The sequence below is a fragment of the Burkholderia guangdongensis genome, from assembly GCF_013403875.1.
GTDB lineage: Bacteria > Pseudomonadota > Gammaproteobacteria > Burkholderiales > Burkholderiaceae > Burkholderia > Burkholderia guangdongensis.
This window is the reverse complement of the sequence record NZ_JACBNX010000001.1, coordinates 318,471-338,843: the sequence shown is the minus strand read 5'-3', so window position 1 is coordinate 338,843 and position 20,373 is coordinate 318,471. Positions and strand designations below refer to the sequence as shown.

General features: G+C 69.3%; 14 protein-coding genes and 1 pseudogene. 10 read left to right on the top strand and 5 right to left on the bottom strand.

Going from position 1 to position 20,373, the window contains the following annotated elements:
- Positions 1–9 precede the first annotated feature (9 nt).
- From HZI36_RS01465 to HZI36_RS01430, 7 genes and pseudogenes are all read left to right on the top strand, one after another.
- Complete coding sequence (locus HZI36_RS01465) at positions 10–1,014, top strand: ABC transporter ATP-binding protein (RefSeq protein WP_179400828.1); 1,005 nt, start codon at positions 10–12, stop codon at positions 1,012–1,014.
- Positions 1,015–1,115: 101 nt separating this feature from the next.
- Positions 1,116–2,132: an ABC transporter ATP-binding protein gene (locus HZI36_RS01460; protein ID WP_343049924.1), complete on the top strand. Its 1,017-nt coding sequence runs from the start codon at positions 1,116–1,118 to the stop codon at positions 2,130–2,132.
- Between the two features lie 67 nt (positions 2,133–2,199).
- On the top strand, positions 2,200–3,768 hold the full coding sequence (locus tag HZI36_RS01455) for an ABC transporter substrate-binding protein (RefSeq protein ID WP_179401043.1): 1,569 nt from the start codon (positions 2,200–2,202) through the stop codon (positions 3,766–3,768).
- A pseudogene (locus HZI36_RS01450) lies at positions 3,765–5,709 on the top strand (acyl-CoA thioester hydrolase/BAAT C-terminal domain-containing protein). The gene HZI36_RS01455 and the pseudogene HZI36_RS01450 overlap by 4 nt, the downstream one beginning before the upstream one ends.
- Entirely contained in the window at positions 5,706–6,305 is a 600-nt protein-coding gene (locus HZI36_RS01440; RefSeq protein ID WP_179400824.1) for a peroxidase-related enzyme, read from the top strand. Before HZI36_RS01450 ends, HZI36_RS01440 begins: the two are co-directional and overlap by 4 nt.
- A 360-nt stretch (positions 6,306–6,665) precedes the next feature.
- Complete coding sequence (locus HZI36_RS01435) at positions 6,666–7,859, top strand: porin (protein WP_179400823.1); 1,194 nt, start codon at positions 6,666–6,668, stop codon at positions 7,857–7,859.
- Between the two features lie 223 nt (positions 7,860–8,082).
- A complete protein-coding gene (locus HZI36_RS01430) occupies positions 8,083–8,508 on the top strand; it encodes a DUF427 domain-containing protein (protein ID WP_179400822.1) in 426 nt (141 codons plus the stop codon).
- A gap of 135 nt (positions 8,509–8,643) precedes the next feature.
- On the opposite strand, the gene HZI36_RS01425 is transcribed toward HZI36_RS01430, so the two are convergent.
- Together HZI36_RS01425 and HZI36_RS01420 are read right to left on the bottom strand one after the other, a co-directional pair.
- Positions 8,644–9,828 (bottom strand): M20 aminoacylase family protein, encoded by a 1,185-nt coding sequence (locus HZI36_RS01425; RefSeq protein WP_179400821.1) that lies wholly within the window; start codon positions 9,826–9,828, stop codon positions 8,644–8,646.
- A gap of 113 nt (positions 9,829–9,941) precedes the next feature.
- Positions 9,942–11,264, bottom strand: coding sequence for an MFS transporter (locus tag HZI36_RS01420; RefSeq protein ID WP_179400820.1), 1,323 nt, complete (start codon positions 11,262–11,264; stop codon positions 9,942–9,944).
- A 133-nt stretch (positions 11,265–11,397) separates the two neighbouring features.
- Here HZI36_RS01420 and HZI36_RS01415 point away from each other — a divergent pair, with 133 nt between their 5' ends.
- The gene (locus tag HZI36_RS01415; protein WP_179400819.1) at positions 11,398–12,354 is read left to right on the top strand and encodes a LysR family transcriptional regulator; all 957 of its coding nucleotides are present in this window, start codon (positions 11,398–11,400) and stop codon (positions 12,352–12,354) included.
- A 6-nt stretch (positions 12,355–12,360) separates the two neighbouring features.
- Here HZI36_RS01415 and HZI36_RS01410 read toward each other — a convergent pair whose 3' ends face one another.
- Genes HZI36_RS01410 through HZI36_RS01400 form a run of 3 tightly spaced genes read right to left on the bottom strand, consistent with a single transcriptional unit; the run spans position 12,361 to position 18,260 of the window.
- Positions 12,361–13,266, bottom strand: coding sequence for an SDR family oxidoreductase (locus HZI36_RS01410; RefSeq protein WP_179400818.1), 906 nt, complete (start codon positions 13,264–13,266; stop codon positions 12,361–12,363).
- Between the two features lie 52 nt (positions 13,267–13,318).
- Entirely contained in the window at positions 13,319–16,606 is a 3,288-nt protein-coding gene (locus tag HZI36_RS01405) for a carboxyl transferase domain-containing protein (RefSeq protein ID WP_179401042.1), read from the bottom strand.
- 43 nt (positions 16,607–16,649) lie between these two features.
- Positions 16,650–18,260, bottom strand: coding sequence for an AMP-binding protein (locus HZI36_RS01400; RefSeq protein ID WP_179400817.1), 1,611 nt, complete (start codon positions 18,258–18,260; stop codon positions 16,650–16,652).
- A 176-nt stretch (positions 18,261–18,436) separates the two neighbouring features.
- Between HZI36_RS01400 and HZI36_RS01395 the strand changes: the two genes are divergently transcribed.
- Both HZI36_RS01395 and HZI36_RS01390 read left to right on the top strand, forming a co-directional pair.
- Complete coding sequence (locus HZI36_RS01395; RefSeq protein WP_179400816.1) at positions 18,437–19,096, top strand: TetR/AcrR family transcriptional regulator; 660 nt, start codon at positions 18,437–18,439, stop codon at positions 19,094–19,096.
- A 133-nt stretch (positions 19,097–19,229) separates the two neighbouring features.
- On the top strand, positions 19,230–20,345 hold the full coding sequence (locus tag HZI36_RS01390) for a polyamine ABC transporter substrate-binding protein (RefSeq protein ID WP_425485187.1): 1,116 nt from the start codon (positions 19,230–19,232) through the stop codon (positions 20,343–20,345).
- Positions 20,346–20,373: the final 28 nt, after the last annotated feature.

Here is a 20,373-nt window from a genome sequence, read left to right as displayed (position 1 = left end):
GGGGCTGACATGAACCCGACGCCGCAATCGACACCCACGCTCGACGTGCGCCACCTGCGCACGCAGTTCGACACGCGCGCGGGCGTGCTGACCGCGGTCGACGACGTGTCGTTCTCGCTCGCGCCGGGCCGGATCATGGGCCTCGTCGGCGAATCGGGCTCCGGCAAGTCGGTCACCGGCTTCTCGATCATGGGCCTGGTCGACGCGCCCGGCCGCATCGCCGGCGGCGAGATCCTGTTCCAGGGGCGCGACCTCGTGAAGCTGTCGCCGCGCGAGCGGCGGCATCTGCAAGGCAACCGGATCGCGATGATCTTTCAGGATCCGATGATGACGCTCAATCCGGTGCTGCGGATCGACGCGCAGATGATCGAGGCGGTGCGCGCGCACCGGCGCGCGTCGTCCGCGCAGGCGCGCGAAATCGCGCGCGAGGCGCTCGGCGCGATGGGGATTCCGAGCCCGGACGCGCGGTTGCGCGCGTATCCGCATCAGCTGTCGGGCGGAATGCGGCAGCGCGTCGCGATCGCGATCGCGATGCTGCACCGGCCCGACCTGATCATCGCGGACGAGCCGACCACCGCGCTCGACGTGACGATCCAGGCGCAGATTCTGTCCGAGGTGCAGAAGCTCGCGCGCGAGCACCGGACGGCGCTGATCTGGATCACGCACGACCTGTCGGTCGTCGCCGGCCTCGCGGACGAGCTCGCGGTGATGTACGCGGGCCGCATCGTCGAACGCGGCGACGTCGACGCGGTGCTCGACGCGCCGCAGCATCCGTACACGGCCGGGCTGATCGCGAGCCTGCCGAGCCTGAACCGGCGCGGCGAGCGGCTGCGCCAGATTCCCGGGATGACGCCGAACCTGCTCGCGATGCCGGCCGGCTGCGCGTTCGCGTCGCGCTGCGCGCACGCGAGCAGCGCCTGCGGCGCGCGCCCCGAATTGACCGAGCCGCTGCCGGGCCGCTTCGTGCGCTGCTTTCATCCGGGCGCGGCCGGGCTCGCAAAGGAAATCGCATGAGCACACCCCGCCCCGATCGCCGCGATCGCCGCGATCGCCGTGATTCCGCCGCCCCGGCGCGGCGGGCCGGTTCGCCGGCCGCGCCCCACGCAGGCGAACGCGTGTCCGACCTTTCGTCGACGACGCCGATCGTCGCGCTGCGCGGCGTCAGCAAGCGCTTCGGCGAGCGCCGCGTCGGCCCGGCCGGCCGGCTGCTCGAGCGCGTCGGGCTCGCGCGGCCGCCGGCCGTCGTGCACGCGGTCGATCGCGTCGATCTGACGGTGCGGCCCGGCGAAGTCGTCGGGCTCGTCGGCGAATCCGGCTGCGGCAAGTCGACGCTCGGTCGCGTGCTCGCGGGCCTGCTCGCGCCGTCGAGCGGCGAAGTCCGGATCCATGGCCGCCCCGCCGCCGCACTGTCCGCCGACGAGAAGCGCGCCGCGCGGCTGAAGATCCAGATGATCTTTCAGGATCCGTTCGCGAGCCTGAACCCGCGGCTGCGGATCGACCGGATCGTCGGCGAAGGCGCGCGCGTGCACGGCCTCACCGATCGCGCCGGCTTCGACGACTACGTGAGCGCCCAACTCGCGCGCGCCGGCCTCGATCCGGCGCTGCGCCACCGCTATCCGCACCAGTTCAGCGGCGGCCAGCGCCAGCGGATCGGCATCGCGCGCGCGCTCGCGGTGCAACCGGACCTGCTCGTCTGCGACGAGGCCGTCGCCGCGCTCGACGTATCGATCCAGGCGCAGATCCTGAACCTGTTCATGGACCTGCGCGAGCAGCTCAACCTGACTTACGTGTTCATCAGCCACGATCTCGGCGTCGTCGAGCATCTGTCGGACCGCGTCGTGATCATGTACCTCGGCCGGATCGTCGAGAGCGCGCCGGTCGACGAGATCTTTCGGCACCCGAATCATCCGTACACGCGCGCGCTGCTCGCCGAGATTCCGCGGATCGACGTGCGCCACAAGACGTTCGCGGCGTTGCACGGCGAGCTGCCGAGCCCGATCGCGCCGCCCACCGGCTGCCATTTCCATCCGCGCTGTCCGCATGCGATGCCGGTCTGCAAGACCGAAGCGCCGACGCTGCGCGGGATCGCGGTTCGCCACTTCAGCGCGTGCCACCTGAACGACGCGACCTAAGTACGCGACCTAAGTCCGCCCCATCTGCCCGACCCACCGATCAACCGCCTGACAGGATCATTCGATGATGAAACGCCTCCTGCTGTCCTCCATCGCCGCCGCGCTGCTCGCGACCGGCACCGCCGCCGGCGCGCAGACGCTGCGCATCGCGTTCGCCGACCCGCTGTCGTCGCTCGACCCTCAGCTCAACAACCACGCGGGCGACCGCTCGGACGATCTGCACTTCTGGGATCTGCTCGTCGAGAACAAGTGGAACAAGCTGCAGCCGGGCCTCGCGGTGAGCTGGAAGCCGCTCGACGCGAAAACGTGGGAATTCAAGCTGCGCCCGAACGTGAAATGGCAGGACGGCACGCCGTTCACGGCCGCCGACGTGATCTTCTCGTACCAGCGCGCGCGCAACGTGCCGGGCAGCGTCGCGACGTTCGCCGGCTATCTGCGCACCGTCGCGTCGGTCAGCGCGCCCGATCCGCTGACGCTCGTGGTCAAGACGAACATCCCGAACCCGGATCTGCCGCTGAACCTCGCGTCGGTGCACATCGTCAGCCAGCACGTCGGCGAGAAAGCGTCGACGGACGACTACAACTCGGGCCGCGCGATGGTCGGCACCGGGCCGTTCAAGTTCGTGTCGTACGCGCCCGGCGACCGCGTCGAGATGGTCCGCAACGATGCGTACTGGGGCGGCAAGTCGATCTGGCAGAAAGTCGACTACCGCTACGTGAACAACGCGGCCGCGCGCACCGCCGCGCTGCTCGCCGGTGACGTCGACGTGATCGACAAGGTGTCCGCGTCCGACATCCCGCGCCTGAAGCAGTCGCCGAACGTGAGCGTGTATCCGTATCCGGGCCTGCGCGTGATGCTGCTGCAGCCGAGCTTCCGCGAAGGCCCGAACCCGTACGTGACCGACAACGACGGCAAGCCGCTGCCGAAGAACCCGCTCTCCGACGTGCGCGTGCGCCGCGCGCTGTCGCTCGCGATCAACCGCGACGCGATCGTCACGCGGATCATGCAGGGCACCGCGAGCGTCGCGAACCAGTGGATGCCGAAAAATACGTTCGGCTACAACCCCGACGTGAAGGACATTCCGTTCGACGCCGCGCAGGCGAAGAAACTGCTCGCCGACGCCGGCTATCCGAACGGCTTCAGGCTGACGATGCACGTGCCGAACGACCGCTACCCGCAGGGGCCGGAAACTGCGCAGGCGGTCGCGCAGTTCTGGACGCGGATCGGCGTGAAAACGCAGGTCGAAGTGGTGCCGTGGTCGATCTATTCGGGCCGCGCGAACAAGAACGAATACGCGATGACGATGCTCGCGTGGGGCAACGGCACCGGCGAAGGCAGCTACGCGCTCGTGAACGTGCTCGCGACCGTCGACGCGAAGAAGGGGCTCGGCGCGTCGAACTGGGGGCATTACAGCAACCCGGCCGTCGACCGCGCGCTCGATGCGTCGACGTCCGAGTTCGACGAAGGCAAGCGCGAGGCGATCCTGCGCCAGTCGGTGAAGATCGAGACCGACGACGTCGGCGTGATTCCGCTGTTCCACTATCAGAACATCTGGGCCGCGCGCAAAGGGCTGAAGGTGTCGCCGTTCACGAGCGACCGCACGGTCGCGATGCAGGTCACGAAGGTCGGCCCATGAGCGAAGCAGCGAACGGCTTCGCGCGGCTCGCGCTGACCGTCACGCCCGACGACGCGCTGATCGACGTGCCGCGCCGCATCGCGCTCGACGGCGCGCCGCCCGGCGCGCGCGTGACGCTCGCGAGCCGCACCGAGCGCGCGGGCGGCGCGGTCTGGCATGCCGAGGCGTCGTTCGTCGCCGATGCGCGCGGCAGCGTCGACACGTCGCGCGACGCGCCGGTCGACGGCAGCTATGCTGGCGTGTCGGCGATGGGGCTCGTGTGGTCGCAGGTGCCGGACGACGGCAAGAGCCGCGACGTGTTCCCGAACGCGGTCACGACGCCGCTCGTGACGACGCTGACCGCGACGGTCGACGGCGGTGGGGGTGGCGGCGGGGGTGGCCGCGGGGGTGGCCGCGGCGGTGGCGAAGCGGCGTCCGCCCGCTTCACGCAGCGGCTCGCGGCCGACGGCGTCACGCGCCGCGAGATCCGCGAGCACGGCGTCGTCGGCACGCTGTACCTGCCGCCCGGCGCGGGCCCGCATCCGGCCGTGATGATCCTGAACGGCTCCGGCGGCGGGATCAACGAGCCGCGCGCGGCCCTGTACGCGTCGCGCGGCTACGCGGCGCTCGCGCTCGGCTACTTCAAGGCGCCGGGCCTGTCCGACTACATCTCGAACACGCCGCTCGAGTATTTCGAGAACGCGCTGCGGTGGCTGCGCGACACCGTGCGGCCCGCGCACGATTTCGTCGCGCTGTCCGGCCAGTCGCGCGGCGGCGAGCTCGTGCTGCTGCTCGGCGCGACGTTCCCGGACGCGGTATCGGCGGTCGTCGGCTACGTGCCGAGCGCGCTCGTGCACAGCGCGCAGAACGCGGCCGATCCGGCGACGGGCCGCGAAGGCCCGACCTGGCTGCTCGGCGGCCAGCCGCTGCCGCATATCTGGGAAAACAATCGCACCGCGAGCTGGGCGCCCTACGACGAAGGGCCGCCGCCGCACCGGCACGCGCGCGCGATGCTGACCGCGCTCGACGACGCCGACGCGGTCGAGCGCGCGCGGATCCGCGTCGAGCGCATCCGCGGGCCGGTGATGCTGCTGTCGGCCGAGGACGACGGCTCGTGGCCGTCGAGCCGCTATTCGGCGATGGTCGCCGAGCGGCTCGCGCGGCACGCGCATCCGTATCCGGTCGAGCACCTCGATTTCGAGCGCGCGGGGCACGCGATTCTTTTTCCTTACGTGCCGACGACGCAGCTCGTGTACGCGCATCCGGTGTCGGGCCGCGTCAGCACCGGCGGCGGCGAGCCCCAGGCGAACGCGCTCGCCGACGAGCGCTCGTGGGCGGCCGTGCAGGCATTTCTGTCGCGCGCGGTCGCCGCGCACGCGGCGCGGGCCACGCACGCGCGCGCATCCGATTCCGTTCAGCATTCGGAGGACCATCATGACGCACAACCCTGATGGCGACGTCGCGAACGACGTCGTCGACCGCGTTGCCGGGCTCGCGCCCGGCTCGGCCGCGCACACGCTGCGGCACCGGCGCGACAAGGTCGCGACCGCGACGCAGCGCAGCTACGACACGCTGTTCGACCCGGCGCTCGTCGGGCTCGCGCTCGGCGAGCGGCTGCTCGTCGCGCTGTACGCGAGCCGGCTCGCGCCGTCACCGGCGCTCGCCGCGCACTACCGGGCCGAGCTCGACCGGCACGGCGTCGATGCGGCCGCGCGCGCGGCGGTCGAGACGGGCACACCGGACGACGTCGCCGATCCGCGCCTGCGCGCGATGCTCGCGTTCACGCGCACGCTGATCGAGAACCCCGTCGCGGGCGACCGCGCCGCGCTCGAGACCCTGCCCGCCGCCGGCCTGACGACGCCCGAGGTCGTCGCGCTCGCGCAGCTCGTCGCGTTCCTGTCCTACCAGACGCGCCTCGTCGCGGGCCTGCGCGCGCTCGACCAACTGGAGGCGACGACATGACCGACCTGATCCGTTCGCACGGCTTCACGAACGAAACGCTCGAATGGGACGCCTGGCTCGACGTCGTCGACGTCGAGCGCGCGACGCCCGAGCAGATCGCGGTGCTCGAGGAAAGCCATCCGAAAGCGAAGACGTCGGACTACTACCTGTTCCTCGTGCATCAGCCCGAGATCCTGCGGCAACGCTCGGCCGCGTTCAACGCGATCATGTACGCGCCCGGCGGGATGCCGCGCGCGGAGCGCGAGCTGTCGACGACCGTCGTGTCGCGGCTGAACGGCTGCGTGTACTGCGCGTCGGTGCACGCGCAGCGCTTCGAGCAGCTCGCGAAGCGCAACGACGTGATCCGGCAGGTGTTCGACGATCCGCGCAGCGCCGGCACGACCGCGCGCGAGCAGGCGATCGCGCGCTTCTCGATCGCGCTGACCGAGCGGCCGGACGCGGTCGACGCCGCGCAACTGCGCGCGCTGCGCGACGCGGGCCTCGATGACGCGGAGATCGTCGACCTGATCCATTCAATCGCGATCTTCGCGTGGGCGAACCGGCTGATGCTGAATCTCGGCGAACCGGTTTTTCCGGACGACGCGAATGTGAACTGACACGCGGACTGACACGCGGCCAGACTGCGGCGAAAACGCAACACTGGACGGATAACCCGAGGGCGCGTCACCGCGCCCTTCTTCGTTTACACGCATCTTTCATTCTGGCTTGCGGATGCGCGCATCGTTGCCCGGCGGGCGTCGCGACCCGGCACACATGCGGTGCGAGCGTCCGATCCGGCCGTTCACCCCAAACCAAATCTTTGAGGTCTCAAAGAATTTGATTTGTGCTGATATTTTGGCCCCGACACCCTTGCGGCACGCGTATCGGCGGAAGGCGGAACGAGCCGACCGGAGGGTGCGCGTCGCACTTTTCCGTCACCGTTCAGCTCACCAAACCAAACAAGAGACATGCGTCCCATGAAATCCCGCGCCACACAACTCGCTACGATCGCCGGCGCCTGCGCCCTCCTGTTCGGCGCCGCCGCACCGGCCCACGCCGACGGCAGCCAGCTCTCGTCCGCGCTCGGCGCCGTCACCACCGGCTTCGGCCCCGGCGCGTGGGGCGTCACGCCGAACACCAGCTACGTCACGCTGTACGGCTCCGTCGACATGGCGGTCAACTACGTCAACGCGGGCGGCAAGTCGATGGTCCGCATGCAGAGCGGCAACGTGTGGACGTCGAAGATCGGCCTGTACGGCCAGGAAGACCTCGGCGACCAGTGGACCGCGTTCTTCCGTCTCGAATCGGGCATCACCGCGAACAACGGCGCGCAGCAGGATCCGAACTCGCTGTTCAACCGCGCGTCGTACGTCGGCCTCGACAACCCGCACTACGGCAAGATCACGCTCGGCCGCACGTACTCGGTGACCGGCACCGCCGCGCTCGGCGTCGATCCGTTCTACGCGAACGGGCACGAATCGCTGTTCACGTACATGGGCCTGATCGAATCGGATCTCGGCCACGGCGCGACCGCCGACGGCGCGAACCGGATGAACAACCTGATCAACTACACGACGCCGCGCTTCCTGCAGTACTTCACCGCGGGCTTCAGCTACGGCTTCAAGACGACGCAGAACCCCGGCCCGGCCGTTCACACGCGCGCGGCATCGCTGTCGTTCAACTCGAAGTCGACGATCGCCGGGCTCGCGTACGGCCAGACGTGGTGCGATCCGGGCTTCGCGGGCAGCTGCACGCCGAACACGGGCAATGCGCCGTCGGTGCGCACCGACCTGATCATCGCCGACATCGAACACGACTTCGGCCCGGTCGTCGGCCAGGCGGGCTTCATGGAATACGTGCCGCACTATCCGGGCGACGCGATCGCGAAGATCTACACGGTCGGCATGCAGCGCTACGCCGGCCGCACGCTGTACCGCATCGCGCTCGACTACCGCGACACGACGATCAAGCAGGACTACGCGTGGGGCGCGACGCTCGGCACCGACTACTACCTGTCGAAGCGCACGTCGCTGTATACGCGCGTCGGCTTCCTGCGCAACGGCCCGCAGTCGGCGCTGACGTACAACTACGACAGCACGTCGGGCTCGACGCTCGTGTCGAAGGGCCATTCGATCACGAGCGTGTCGGTGGGCATCGCGCATCAGTTCTAACGGGCGCGGCGCCGGGCGAATCGTCCGGCGCCGGTCGTTCAGCATCGCCAAGCGGTCGTCGGGCAGGTTGCCGGCGGCCGCTTTTTCATGCCCGCGCGGCTTCCCGCGGTCGGCTCATAATGTATTGGTCATGCGTGCGAGGAGCGCGTATCGTTCAGTTCCGCTGCGGCTCGACACACCCCACCCGCGCCGCCACCCGCACGCGCCGTCCAGGAGCACGACCATGCCCGACCTTCCCCCATCGAACGACAGGCCCGTCAGGATTCCGGGCCCGGAACACCCGATCACGATCGAACGCAATCCGTCACGCGTGACGGTCACCGCGGGCGGCCAAGTGATCGCCGACACGCGCGACGCGCTGACGCTGCGCGAGGCGCTCTATCCGGCCGTGTTCTACATCCCGCGGCAGGACGTCGACATGGCGCGCCTCGAACGCACGGACCGCGCGACGTACTGCCCGTACAAGGGGGACTGCGCGTACTTTTCGATCCCGTCGATCGGGGAGCGCGGCGTGAACGCGGTCTGGACGTACGAGAACCCGTATGAGGCCGTGGACGCGATTCGCGGCCGTCTCGCGTTCTATCCGGACCGCGTCGACGCGATCGCGGAGCTGCCGGCTGACGATGGTGACGGCGGCACGAAGCCGTGATGCGGTAACGCGCCGGACGCGACCGCCTCGCGACGGGCATCCGTGAAAATAGAAACGCCGGGCTCATCGCCCGGCGCTCTTGCTTTCAGTGCTCGTCGGTCGTCGGGACTATCGCCCGCGACCGCGCCACCCGCATCAACCCTGCTTCAGATACGTCTCGACGAGCCGCACCCACAGCGACGCGCCGTACGGAATCGCCTCGTCGTTGAAGTCGTAGCCCGGGTTGTGCACCGAGCAGCCGCCCCAGCTGCCTTCGCCGTTGCCGATGATCACATAGCAGCCCGGCCGCTCCTTCAGCATCCACGCGAAATCCTCGCTGCCCGAGCCGACGGCCGAGCGCGTATTCGACACCGCGTCGGCGCCGAACACCTCGCGCGCGACGTCGGCCGCGAACGCCGTTTCGTCGGCGTGGTTGACCATCACCGGCACCAGATTCTCGACCTCGATGTCGGCGGTCACGCCGTACGCCGCGCACTGCGCGTCGACGATCTCGCGCACCCGCTTCTCGATCAGCTTCTGCGTGTCGACATTGGTCGCGCGCACGTTGACCATCAGCTCCGCGTGCTGCGGAATCACGTTGAACGTCGAGCCGGCCTTGATCTGGCCGACGGTCACGACGCTCAGGTCGCCCGGCTTCACGCTGCGCGCGACGATCGTCTGCAGCGACATCACGATCGCCGCCGCCACGACGATCGGGTCGCGCGCGAGATGCGGCATCGCGCCATGACCGCCCTGGCCGCGGATCAGCACGCTGATGCGGTCCGACGACGCCGTCACCGGCCCCGGCACGACGAGCGCGGTGCCGACCGCGAGGCCCGGGAAGTTGTGCAGCCCGTACACGGCGTCGCACGGAAAGCGCTCGAACAGGCCGTCGTCGATCATCGCCTTCGCGCCGCACAGGCCCTCCTCGTCCGGCTGGAAGATCAGGTGCAGCGTGCCGTCGAAGTTGCGCGTCTGCGCGAGATGCCACGCGGCCGCGAGCAGGATCGCGGTGTGGCCGTCGTGGCCGCACGCGTGCATGTGCCCGGCAATCTTGCTGCTCCACGGCAGCCCGGTGTTCTCGACGATCGGCAGCGCGTCCATGTCCGCGCGGATGCCGATGCGGCGCGTGCTCGTGCCCTGCTTCAGCGTGCCGACGAGGCCGGCGCCGCCGACGCCCGTCGTCACCTCGTAGCCCCATTCGCGCAGGCGAGCGGCGACCAGATCGGCGGTGCGCTGGACCTCGAAACCGAGGCCGGGATACATGTGCACTTCGCGGCGCAGTTCGGCGAAGTCGGATTGACGCTCGACGAGCGCCGGAACGAGGGAGGCTTGCGTCATGGTTGTTGTTGTCCGGGGAATGGGGGAACGGTAGGCGAACGGCGCGCCCGGGCCGGGCGACGTGCGGGCGGCCCGGGCGCGATTGGTGAACTTGGCGCGAACTCGGCGCGAATTCAGGCGGCGATGCCCTTCGCGGGGTTCTTCGCGGCACGATAAGCGAACACCGCCACCAGGCTCACGATGTTGGCCGCGAACACGTAGATGCCGGCCGAGAACGGCTGGCCCGTATGCACGACGAGCGCGGTCACGACGAACTGCGCGGTGCCGCCGAACAGCGTGACGCCGGTCGCGTACGACGCCGCGAAACCGCTCGCGCGCACCGATTCGGGGAACGCTTCCATCATCATCAGAAAGCCGTTGCCGATGCCGAGCACCATCAGCGCGACCATCAGCGCGACCACGCCGAGCACGACGGCCGGCGTCGGCACGTGCGTGAGCAGCCAGAACGCCGGCAGCGTGCAGACCGAGCCGATCAGCCCGAGCACGATCGCGAGTTGCTTGCGTTGCGTCACGCGGTCCGCGATGTACCCCGCGATCGGCGACACGACGATGATCACGCCCGATGCGAGCACCGCCGCCGAGAACGCGACCGTCGCCGGCAGATGCATCACCCGCGCCAGATAGCTCGGCATGAAGTAGACCATCGTGTACGTCGACACCGTGCCGCTGATGATCATCACCGTGCACACGAAGAACGCGCGGCCGTGATTCACGAACAGTTCGCGCAGCGGGCTCTCGACCTTCTCCGCGCCAGCCTGTGCGTGGTGATCCGGCAGATGGCGGCGGATGTAGTAGCCGATCGGCGCGATCAGCAGGCCGATCAGGAACGGCAGGCGCCAGCCCCAGCTCGCGACCGCGTCGGCGGGCAGCGAGCGCGTCAGCACGAGGCCGAACACCGCGCCGGTCAGCGCGGCGACGCCCTGGCTCGTCATCTGCCAGCTCACCATGTAGCCCTGGCGGCGGGCCTCGCCCGATTCCATCAGCAGCGTCGTCGACGCGCCGACTTCGCCGCCCGCGGAGAAGCCCTGCAACAGCCGGCCGGCGAGCACGATCAGCGGCGCGGCGACGCCGATCTGCGCATACGTCGGGCACAGCGCGATCGCGCAGGTGCCGATTGCCATCAGCCAGATCGTCATCGACATCGCGGCGCGGCGGCCGACGCGATCCGCGTAGCTGCCGATCAGGAAAGCGCCCAGCGGACGCGCGAAGAAGCCGGCCCCGAACGTGCCGACCGCGAGCAGCAGCGACGTCAGCGGATCGTGCGACGGGAAGAACGCGGCACCGATGTGCACCGCGAAGAAGCTGAAGACCGTGAAATCGAAAATCTCCAGCCCGTTACCGAGCGAAGTCGCGACGATCAGCTTGCGCGTGCCGGCGCGCGTCGTGGCCTGCTCGGGCGCGGCGTCGACCGGGCGGCCGAGGGAAGGGCTTTGCATGTGGGCGTCTCCTTATTGGGCGGATCGGCACGAATCGCCGAACGTCTCATGATTCATGGACAGAATTTCCCAGGCAAAACAAATTTTTTTATGGCTATGATGTTCTTTTATAGCTAAACGGCGTTTTGATGCGATGAAACTGAGACAACTGGAGGCGCTGCAGGCCGTCGCCGAGATGGGCAGTCTACAGGAGGCCGCGCGGCGGCTTTTCGTCACACAGCCGGCGATCAGCCGCTCGATCCGCGAGCTCGAGGGCGAGCTCGGCATCCCGCTGCTGGTGCGCTCCGCGCGCGGCGCGACGCTGACGCCGTATGCGGTCGGCGTGCTCAAGCGTGCGCGGGCGATCCACCGCGAGGTCCACCGGATTCTCGAGGACGTCGAGGCGATCCGCGGCGCGCTGAACGGCCAGCTCACGCTCGCAATGACGCCGCCCGCGTCGAGCCGCGCGCTCGCCGAGACGCTGACCGAGCTCGCGGCGAGCCGCCCGGACGCGAAACTGCACGTGCTCGAATGGCGCGCGGAGCAGATCGTCGAGGGGCTGCGCGACGGCGCCGTCGACGTCGCGCTGTTCACGCAGTTCGGCGATCCGCCGACCGCGTCGTTCGAATGGCAGCGGCTCTACGAGCTCGACACGCTGCTCACGATCTCGGCCACCTACGACGGCCCGACCACGCTGACGATCGAGCAACTGCACGAGCTGCCGTGGATCGTGCTCGACTCGACCGACGACCTGTCGAGCTTCATCGTCACGCTGTTCAGCGCGCACGGCATGCCGCTGCCGAAGCGGATGATCCGGTGCTCGTCGATGAATCTTTACGGCGAGCTTTCGTTGCGGATGCCGGCCGTGTCGATCTGGACCACGCCCGCGATGCCGCTGCTCGCGCCGCGCTTCGCGGACGGCCAGTTGAAGCAGTTGCAGCTCTACGGCGGCACGCCGAGCATCGGCATGTATCTCGCCTACCCGAGCGAGGATCTGCTCACCGCGACCGCGCGCGACTTCGTGATGCGGCTGCGTACGAAGCTCGGCCGCCCCGACAAGAGCGGCCGGCTGCCGGCCGGAATCTGGCTGTCCGGCGCGAAGCACGCGTAGCCGCCATCATCCCCGCAGCAGCGCCTCGAGCCGTTCGCGCGCGTCCGGCTGCGACGCGAGCGGATCGCTCGGATTGCGCGGCGCGAGCAGATCGCCCATCCGCGCCTCGACGCCGCCGAGCCGGTGCGGATGCGAATAGATGTAGAAGTTGCGCTGACGCACCGCATCGAACGTCTTCTCGGCGATCTGCTCGGCCGTGACCTTGCCGGAACTGACCGCCTTGTCGATCATCGCCTGCGCGGCCTGTTGCGAGCGCGTCGGCGCGGCGTCGGCGGCCAGCTCGGCCGGGCGGTTGCGCTGCGACTTCACGATCCCGGTCGGCACGAAGTACGGGCACAGCACCGAGCAGTTCACCTGATCGCCGACGAGCGACAGGTCGTGGTACAGCGTCTCCGTCAGCGACACCACCGCGTGCTTCGACACGTTGTACACGCCCATCAGCGGCGCGTTCACGAGCCCCGCCATCGACGCCGTGTTCACGATGTGCGCCTGATAGCCCGGATCCCGGCGCGCGGCGTCGAGCATCCGTGGCACGAACGCGCGCACGCCGTGCACGACGCCCCACAGGTTCACGCCGAGCGTCCACTGCCAGTCGCGCTCGCCGCCCTCCCAGATCAACCCGCCACGCCCGCCGACGCCCGCGTTGTTGAACAGCAGATGCGCGGCGCCGAACGTCGAGAATGCCGCGTCGGCGAGCGCGTCGACTTGCTCGCCGTTCGACACGTCGACGCGGCGCGCGATCAGGTCCGCCCCGGTCGACGCGAGCATCGACGCGGTCTCGTCGAGCGCGTCCTGCTGGATGTCCGCGAGCACGAGCTTCATGCCGAGGCGCGCGCCGAGCTTCGCGAACTCGCGTCCGAAGCCCGAGCCCGCACCGGTGATCACCGCAACCTTGCCGTTGAAATCGTCCATCTGTGGATGCCTCCTCGTTGTTCCGTTTTCCGCACGGGCCGGGCCGGCCCGCTTACCAGGTATCGACGAACGGCGCGGCGCGCTCGCCCGTCTTCGCCGACGCGAGCCCGCGCACGAGCCACGCGCGGGTCTCGGCCGGATCGACGACCGCGTCGATCTCGAGCCCCGTCGCCAGCGAGAGCGCCGCGCCGCTCTCGTACTTCTCGGCGAGCAGCCGGTCGAACAGCGCGTCGCGCTCGGGGCCGGCCGGCAGCGCGTCGAGCTCCTTGCGAAAGCCGAGCCGCACCGCCCCTTCGAGGCCCATCCCGCCGAACTCGCCGGTCGGCCAGCTGATCGTGAACAGCGACGCGTGGAAGCCGCCCGCCGTCATCCCCATCGCGCCGAGCCCGTAGCCCTTGCGCAGCACGACCGCCAGGCACGGCACGCGCAGATGCGCGGCGGTCACGAACAGTCGGCTCACGTGCCGCACCTGCGCGGTCGTCTCGACGTCCGGGCCGACCATGAAGCCCGGCGTGTCGACGAGGCTCACGATCGGCAGACCGTGCGCGTTGCAGAGCTGCATGAAGCGCGCGGCCTTGTCCGACGCGTCCGCGTCGATCGCGCCGCCCAGATGCAGCGGATTGTTCGCGATCAGCCCGACCGGCCGGCCCTCGATCCGCGCGAGCGCGGTGTGGATGCCGGTGCCGAAGCCGGTGCGCAGCATCAGCAGGCTGTCCTCGTCGACGAGGCCCGTCATCGCGGCGCGCGTGTCGTACACGCGCAGCCGGTTCTCCGGCACGACGTGGCGCAGCGCGCGCTGATCCGGCGCGCGCCAGTCGCGCGTCGCGCCCTGGAAGAACGCGAGATAGCGGCGCGCGGCGGCCACCGCTTCGCGCTCGTCGTCGACGAGCACGTCGATCACGCCGTTCGCATGCTGCACCTGGCTCGGCCCGATCTGCTCCGGCGTGAACACGCCGAGGCCGCCACCTTCGATCATCGCGGGCCCGCCCATGCCGATGTTGCTGTTGCGCGTCGCGATGATCACGTCGCTGCAGCCGAGCAGCGCCGCGTTGCCCGCGAAGCAGCGGCCCGACGTGATCCCGACGACCGGCACCTGCCCAGACAGCGCCGCGTAGCTAGCGAACGTCGCGGTGTGGAGCCCAGCGATCGACGGCGAATCGACGTCGCCGGGCCGGCCGCCGCCGCCTTCCGCGAACAGCACGACCGGCAGCTTCTGCTTCAGCGACAGCTCGAGCATCCGGTCCGTCTTCGCGTGATTGTAGTAACCCTGCGTGCCGGCGAGCACGGTCTGATCGTAGGCCAGCACCGCGGTGCGCGCGCGCTCGGCGTCGAACAGCGCGCCGTTCACGCTGCCGATGCCGGTGACGATCCCGTCGGCCGGCGTGTTCGCGGTCAGATCCTCGAGCGTGCGGCGGCTGCGCTGCGCGGCGACCGCGAGCGCGCCGTATTCGATGAAGCTGCCGTCGTCGCACAGATCCGCGACATTCTCGCGCGCGGTGCGCCCGCCGCGCGCGTGACGCTTCGCGATCGCGTCCGGACGCGCGGCGTCGAGCGTCAGCGCGTGCCGGTCGATCACCTTGCGCAGATCGGCGCGGATCCGGTCCGGATCGTGCGCGACGTCGCCGGCGGCCGCCTCGACGTCCGCCCCGTCGACCGGTTCGAGCACCAGCACCGCCTGCCCCTGCGCGAGATAGCTGCCCGGCGCCGCGAGGATCGACATTACTCGGCCCGCGTGCGGCGCGCGCAGCAGATGCTCCATCTTCATCGCCTCGAGCACGCCGAGCTCGGCGTCGGCGGCGACGACGTCGCCTTCCGACACCGACAGCTGCACGACGCGCGCCGGCATCGGCGCGACCACCGCGTGCTCGGGCGCGGCCGGATGGCCGTCCGACGCGGCGGAGGCCGGCCCGGCAGCGGCCGCGCGGTCGAGCGCATCCGGGCGGTCCGCGTGCGCGCGCGCCGCGTCGACGAGCGCCGGCAGCGCGGCCTCGAGCCAGCGCGTATGGACGTTCTGGGTCTCGATCGCCGGATCCGCGGCGAGCGCACGCAGCAGCGGCAGGTTCGTCGCGACGCCGCCGATCCGGAACTCGGCGAGCGCGCGCCGCGAGCGGCGCAGCGCATCGTCGAACGACGCGCTGCGCGTATGGACGATCAGTTTCGCGAGCAGCGTGTCGTAATGCGGCGACGGCGAGCCGCCGGCGACGCCGTGCGTATCGACGCGAATGCCCGGGCCGGCCGGCAGGTCGAAGCGCGTCAGCGTGCCGCTGCCCGGCTGCGCGTTGCCTTGCGCGTCGAGCGTTTCCGCGTTGATCCGCCACTGAATCGCGAAGCCGCGCGGCGCGGGCGGCGTGCGCGGATCGAGGCCGAGATCGGCCAGCTTGCAGCCGGCCGCGAGCGCGAGCTGCGTGTGCACGAGATCGACGCCGGTCACTTCCTCGGTGATCGTGTGCTCGACCTGCAGCCGCGGATTCGCCTCGATGAACACGTAGGGCAGATCGGCAGACGCCTGGTCGACGAGGAACTCGAACGTGCCGAGCCCTTCGTAGCGGACGTCGCGCGCCATCCTGAGCGCGTCGGCGACGATCCGCCGGCGCAGTGCGTCGTCGAGCGACGGGCTCGGCGCGATCTCGACGAGCTTCTGGAAGCGCCGCTGCAGCGTGCACTCGCGCTCGCCGAGCGACAGCGCCGCGCCGCCGTCGCCGACGATCTGGACCTCGATGTGGCGCGCGCCGGTCATCAGCCGCTCGACGTACACGCCGTCGACGCCGAACGCAGCCTTCGCCTCGCTGCGGCAGCGCTCATACGCGGCCGGCAGGTCGGCCGCCGCCGCGACCGCGCGCATCCCGCGCCCGCCGCCGCCGCCGATCGCCTTCACCATCACGCCCGCGCCGTGCTGCGCGGCGAGGAACGCCTGCGCCTCGTCCAGCGTGACCGCTTCCTGCGTGCCGGGCATGACCGGCACATCGCAGCGCTGCGCGAGCGCGCGCGAACGGGCCTTGTCGCCGAACAGCGCGAGCTGCTCGGGCGTCGGGCCGATGAAGCGCACGCCGGCCGCCGCGCACGCGGACGCGAAGTCCGCTCGCTCGCTCAGAAATCCATAGCCGGGATGCACGGCGTCGCAGCCGTGCTCGCGCGCGATCGCGATCAGCCGCGCGCCGTCGAGATACGCGGCCGGCCCGGCGACGCCGAGCGCGACCGCCGCATCGGCCGCGCGCACGTGCGGCGCGCCCGCGTCGTCGTCGGCATGGACGGCGACGCTCGCGATCCCCAGTTCGCGCAGCGCGCGCACGATGCGCAGCGCGACCTCGCCGCGGTTCGCGACGAGGACTTTGTTGAACAGAGCTCGAGTCATGAAAACGGAGTGAATAGTCGAGGGAAAAAGGTCAGAGGAGATCTTTCAGCATGCGCCGCAGCACCTTGCCGGCGCCGGTCGCGGGCAGCACCTCGACGAAGCGCACGTCGCGCGGCACCTTGTACGCGGCCATGTTCTCGCGCGCCCATTTGATCAGCGCGTCGGCCGTGAGCTCCGCGCCCGGCTTGCGAACGACGAATGCGCAGACGACCTCGCCCTTCTCCGGATCCGGCTTCGCGATCACCGCGGCCTGCGCGATCGCCGGATGCTTGATCAGGATGATCTCGACCTCTTCGGGGAACACGCTGTAGCCCGACACCTTGATCATTTCCTTGAAGCGGCCGAGGAAGGTCAGATAGCCGTCCGCGTCGAGCTTGCCCATGTCGCCGGTAAACACCCAGCCGTCGCGCAGCGTCGCGGCGGTCGCTTCCGGCTTGTTCAGGTAGCCCTTGAAGTTGCCCGGGCCGTGGATCGTGATCTCGCCGACCTCGCCCGCGGGCAGCGGCTCGCCGCTCGCCGGATCGACGATGCGGATCGTGTTGCCGGGCACCGGCTTGCCCTGCGTGCCCCAGCGGATCGCGTCGGCCGGCATCGCGGTATCGGAGGTATGCGTCTCGCTGAGCCCGTACGCGGCTTCGGAGGAGATGCAGTTCGGCGTGAACTCGCGCCACTGGTTCGCGAGCGCCTCGGTGTACGCGATCCCGAAGCTCGTCACCAGGTTGCGGCGCAGCGCGCGCCAGTCGCGCTCGCGCGCGTCGGGCAGTTGCATCAGCGCGACGTTCATCGGCGCGATGCTGTACCACCACGTGACGCGATAGCGCTCGAGCGCGAGCGCGACGGCCGCCGGATCGAAGCGGTACATCAGCACCGACGTCGCGCCGTTGTACACCGGCGCGCAGACGCCGGTGCTCATCCCGGCGATGTGATAGAGCGGCGCGACCGCGAGCATCACGTCGCCGGGCCCGAGCGCGTTGCTCCGCGCGGACGCCGAGATCTTGAAGATCACGTTGCCGTGCGTCAGCATCGCGCCCTTCGGCAACCCGGTGGAGCCGGACGTGTAGGTCATCAGCGCGAGATCGTCCATCGCGACGTCGACCGGCGCCGGGCGCGCGCCGGAGCGCGCGACTTCGAGAAAATCCTCGCAGCCGGCCGGCATCGGCGTCGACCGCGCGCGCATGTCGAGCAGCTCGGCGAGCACCGGAATCTCCGGCTGCTCCGGCAGCAGATCGCCATAACGGACCACGAACACGTGCTTGAGCGCCGTCTGCGCGCGAACCTTGTCGACGACGGGCAGCAGCACGTCGGCCGCGACGATCACGCGTGCGTTCAGGTCGGTGAGCTGATACGCGAGCTCGTGCTCCTTGTTCAGCGGCCCGCACGGGCAGACGACCGCGCCGATCTTCTGAATCCCGTAATGCGCGATCAGATACTGGGGACAGTTGTTCATGAACAGCGCGACCGGCTCGCCTTTCGCGACGCCGAGCGCCTGCAGGCGGGCCGCGAACGCGTCGCTCGCGGCGTCGAGCTCCGCCCAGTCGATCGATCGTCCGTACCAGATCAGCGCCGGGCGCGACGGCATCTCGCGCGCGTGGCGGCGCAGCATCTCGTGCAACGGCAGGGCTTGCGTGGCGGCATCGGCCATGAACGTGTCTCCTTGCTGTATGTCATCATTCGCCGGCGGCGGAACCGCGGGGCCGCTTGCCCCGCGCGTATCGTCCCGAACCGCGCCGGACCGTGAGTTCTTTGCATCGGTCCGCTAATATATACCCATCAGTATTATTTTGATACCACAAGGTATGAATGAGGTATGAACGAGGTATGAACGAATCGTCGATCCTCCCGGTGAAGTCCGGCCGTCAACGCGTCGCCACGCAAGGCACGGACGAAAAGCGCGAGCGCATCCTCGACGCCGCCGAGCAGCTGTTCGCCGCGCAGGGCTACGCGAACACGACCGTCGAGCAGATCGTCCAGGCGCTCGGCGTGACGAAACCGTTCGTCTATTACTACTTCAGCAGCAAGCAGGAGATTTTCGAGACGCTGTCGTGGCGGCCGGCCGTCGCGTGCCTGACCGTGATGGATTTCCCCGACGACGATCCGCGGCCCGCGCACGAAAAGGTGAAGGCCGGCATCGAGCAGCTGATCCGCGCGACGATCGAGCACTATCCGAGCTCGTTCTTCCCGGCGCGCGAGCCGCAGGCGTTCCGCCCCGAATATCTCGAACGGCAGCAGCGGCTCGCCGATCATTTCTATGAGCGCCTGTGCGCGCTGCTCGAACAGGGCCGCGACGACGGCTGGTTCGATTTCAACGAGACCCGCGTGACCGCGCACGCCGCGTGCAGCGTGCCCGGCTTCCTGTACGCGTGGTACAAGCCGGACGGCAAGCTCGACGTCGACGAGATCGTGCCCGAGCTCGTCGAGATCGCATGCCGTGCGCTGGGGCTGCGCAGCGCGCGGCGCAAGCGCGCGCCGGCCGCTTAATTCCCATATGCCCCCCCGGTGGGGGGGCATATGGGGGTATCGCCTGCGGATACAGTTCATGACGCCGCCGATCTTCGACGATCGGCACCGCTCGCCATGCACGAGAATTTCAATCCAAGGAGAACATGCAGTGATCAAGCAGGTCGTGAAGCGTTTGAACGCCGTCGCCAAAGCGCTCGCGGTAGCGGGCATCGCGTGTGCCGCGATTCCCGCCGCGCAGGCGAACGACAACGTCGTCAACGTGTACAACTGGGGCAACTCGATCGGCAAGGACACGGTCGCGAACTTCGAGAAGGCGACCGGCATCAAGGTCGTCTATCAGGAGTTCGATTCGAACGAGACGCTGCAGGCGAAGCTGCTGTCCGGCAACTCCGGCTACGACGTCGTCGTGCCGTCCGACATTTTCTGGGCGAAACAGATCCAGGCCGGCATCTTCCAGAAGATCGACAAGTCGAAGGTGCCGAACAGCGCGCAGCTCGATCCGGACATCATGAAGGCGCTGTCGAAGGACGATCCGGGCAACCAGTACGGGCTGCCGTGGTCGTGGGGCACCGACGGCCTCGGGATGAACGTCGAGAAGGTGAAGGCCGCGCTCGGCAACGACGCGCCGCTCAATAGCCTGGCGCTGCTGTTCAACCCGAAGTACGCGCAGAAGCTGAAGAGCTGCGGGGTCTCGGTGCTCGATTCGCCGGTCGACGTGTTCGGCATGGCGCTGATCTACCTGAAAAAGGAACCGAACACGACGAACCCGGCTGACTACCAGGCCGCGTACGAGCTGCTGAAGACGGTCCGCCCGTACATCACGCAGTTCAACTCGAGCAGCTACATCAACGATCTCGCGGGCGGCGACGTGTGCCTGTCGCTCGGCTGGTCCGGCGACGTGAACGCCGCGCGCCTCGCGGCGGCGGGCGCGCACCGGCCGTATCACATCAAGTACGTGATCCCGGCCGAAGGCAGCGCGATGTGGTTCGACATGATGGCGATTCCGAAGGATGCGCCGCATCCGGATAACGCGCTGAAGTTCATGAACTTCGTGCTGTCGCAGAAGGAAAGCGCGAGCCTGACGAACGACACGTCGTATCCGTCCGCGGTGACGTCGTCGCGGCATCTGGTGCGCGCCGACGTGACCGCCGATCCGGCCGTGTTCCCGCCGTCCGACGTGATCCGCAAGCTGAGCCTCAGCAAGCCGATTCCGCCGGAACTCACGCGCCTGCAGAACCGTCTGTGGAGCAAGCTGAAGACCGAGTGACGACCGGGTGATGCACACTCATGCGCGG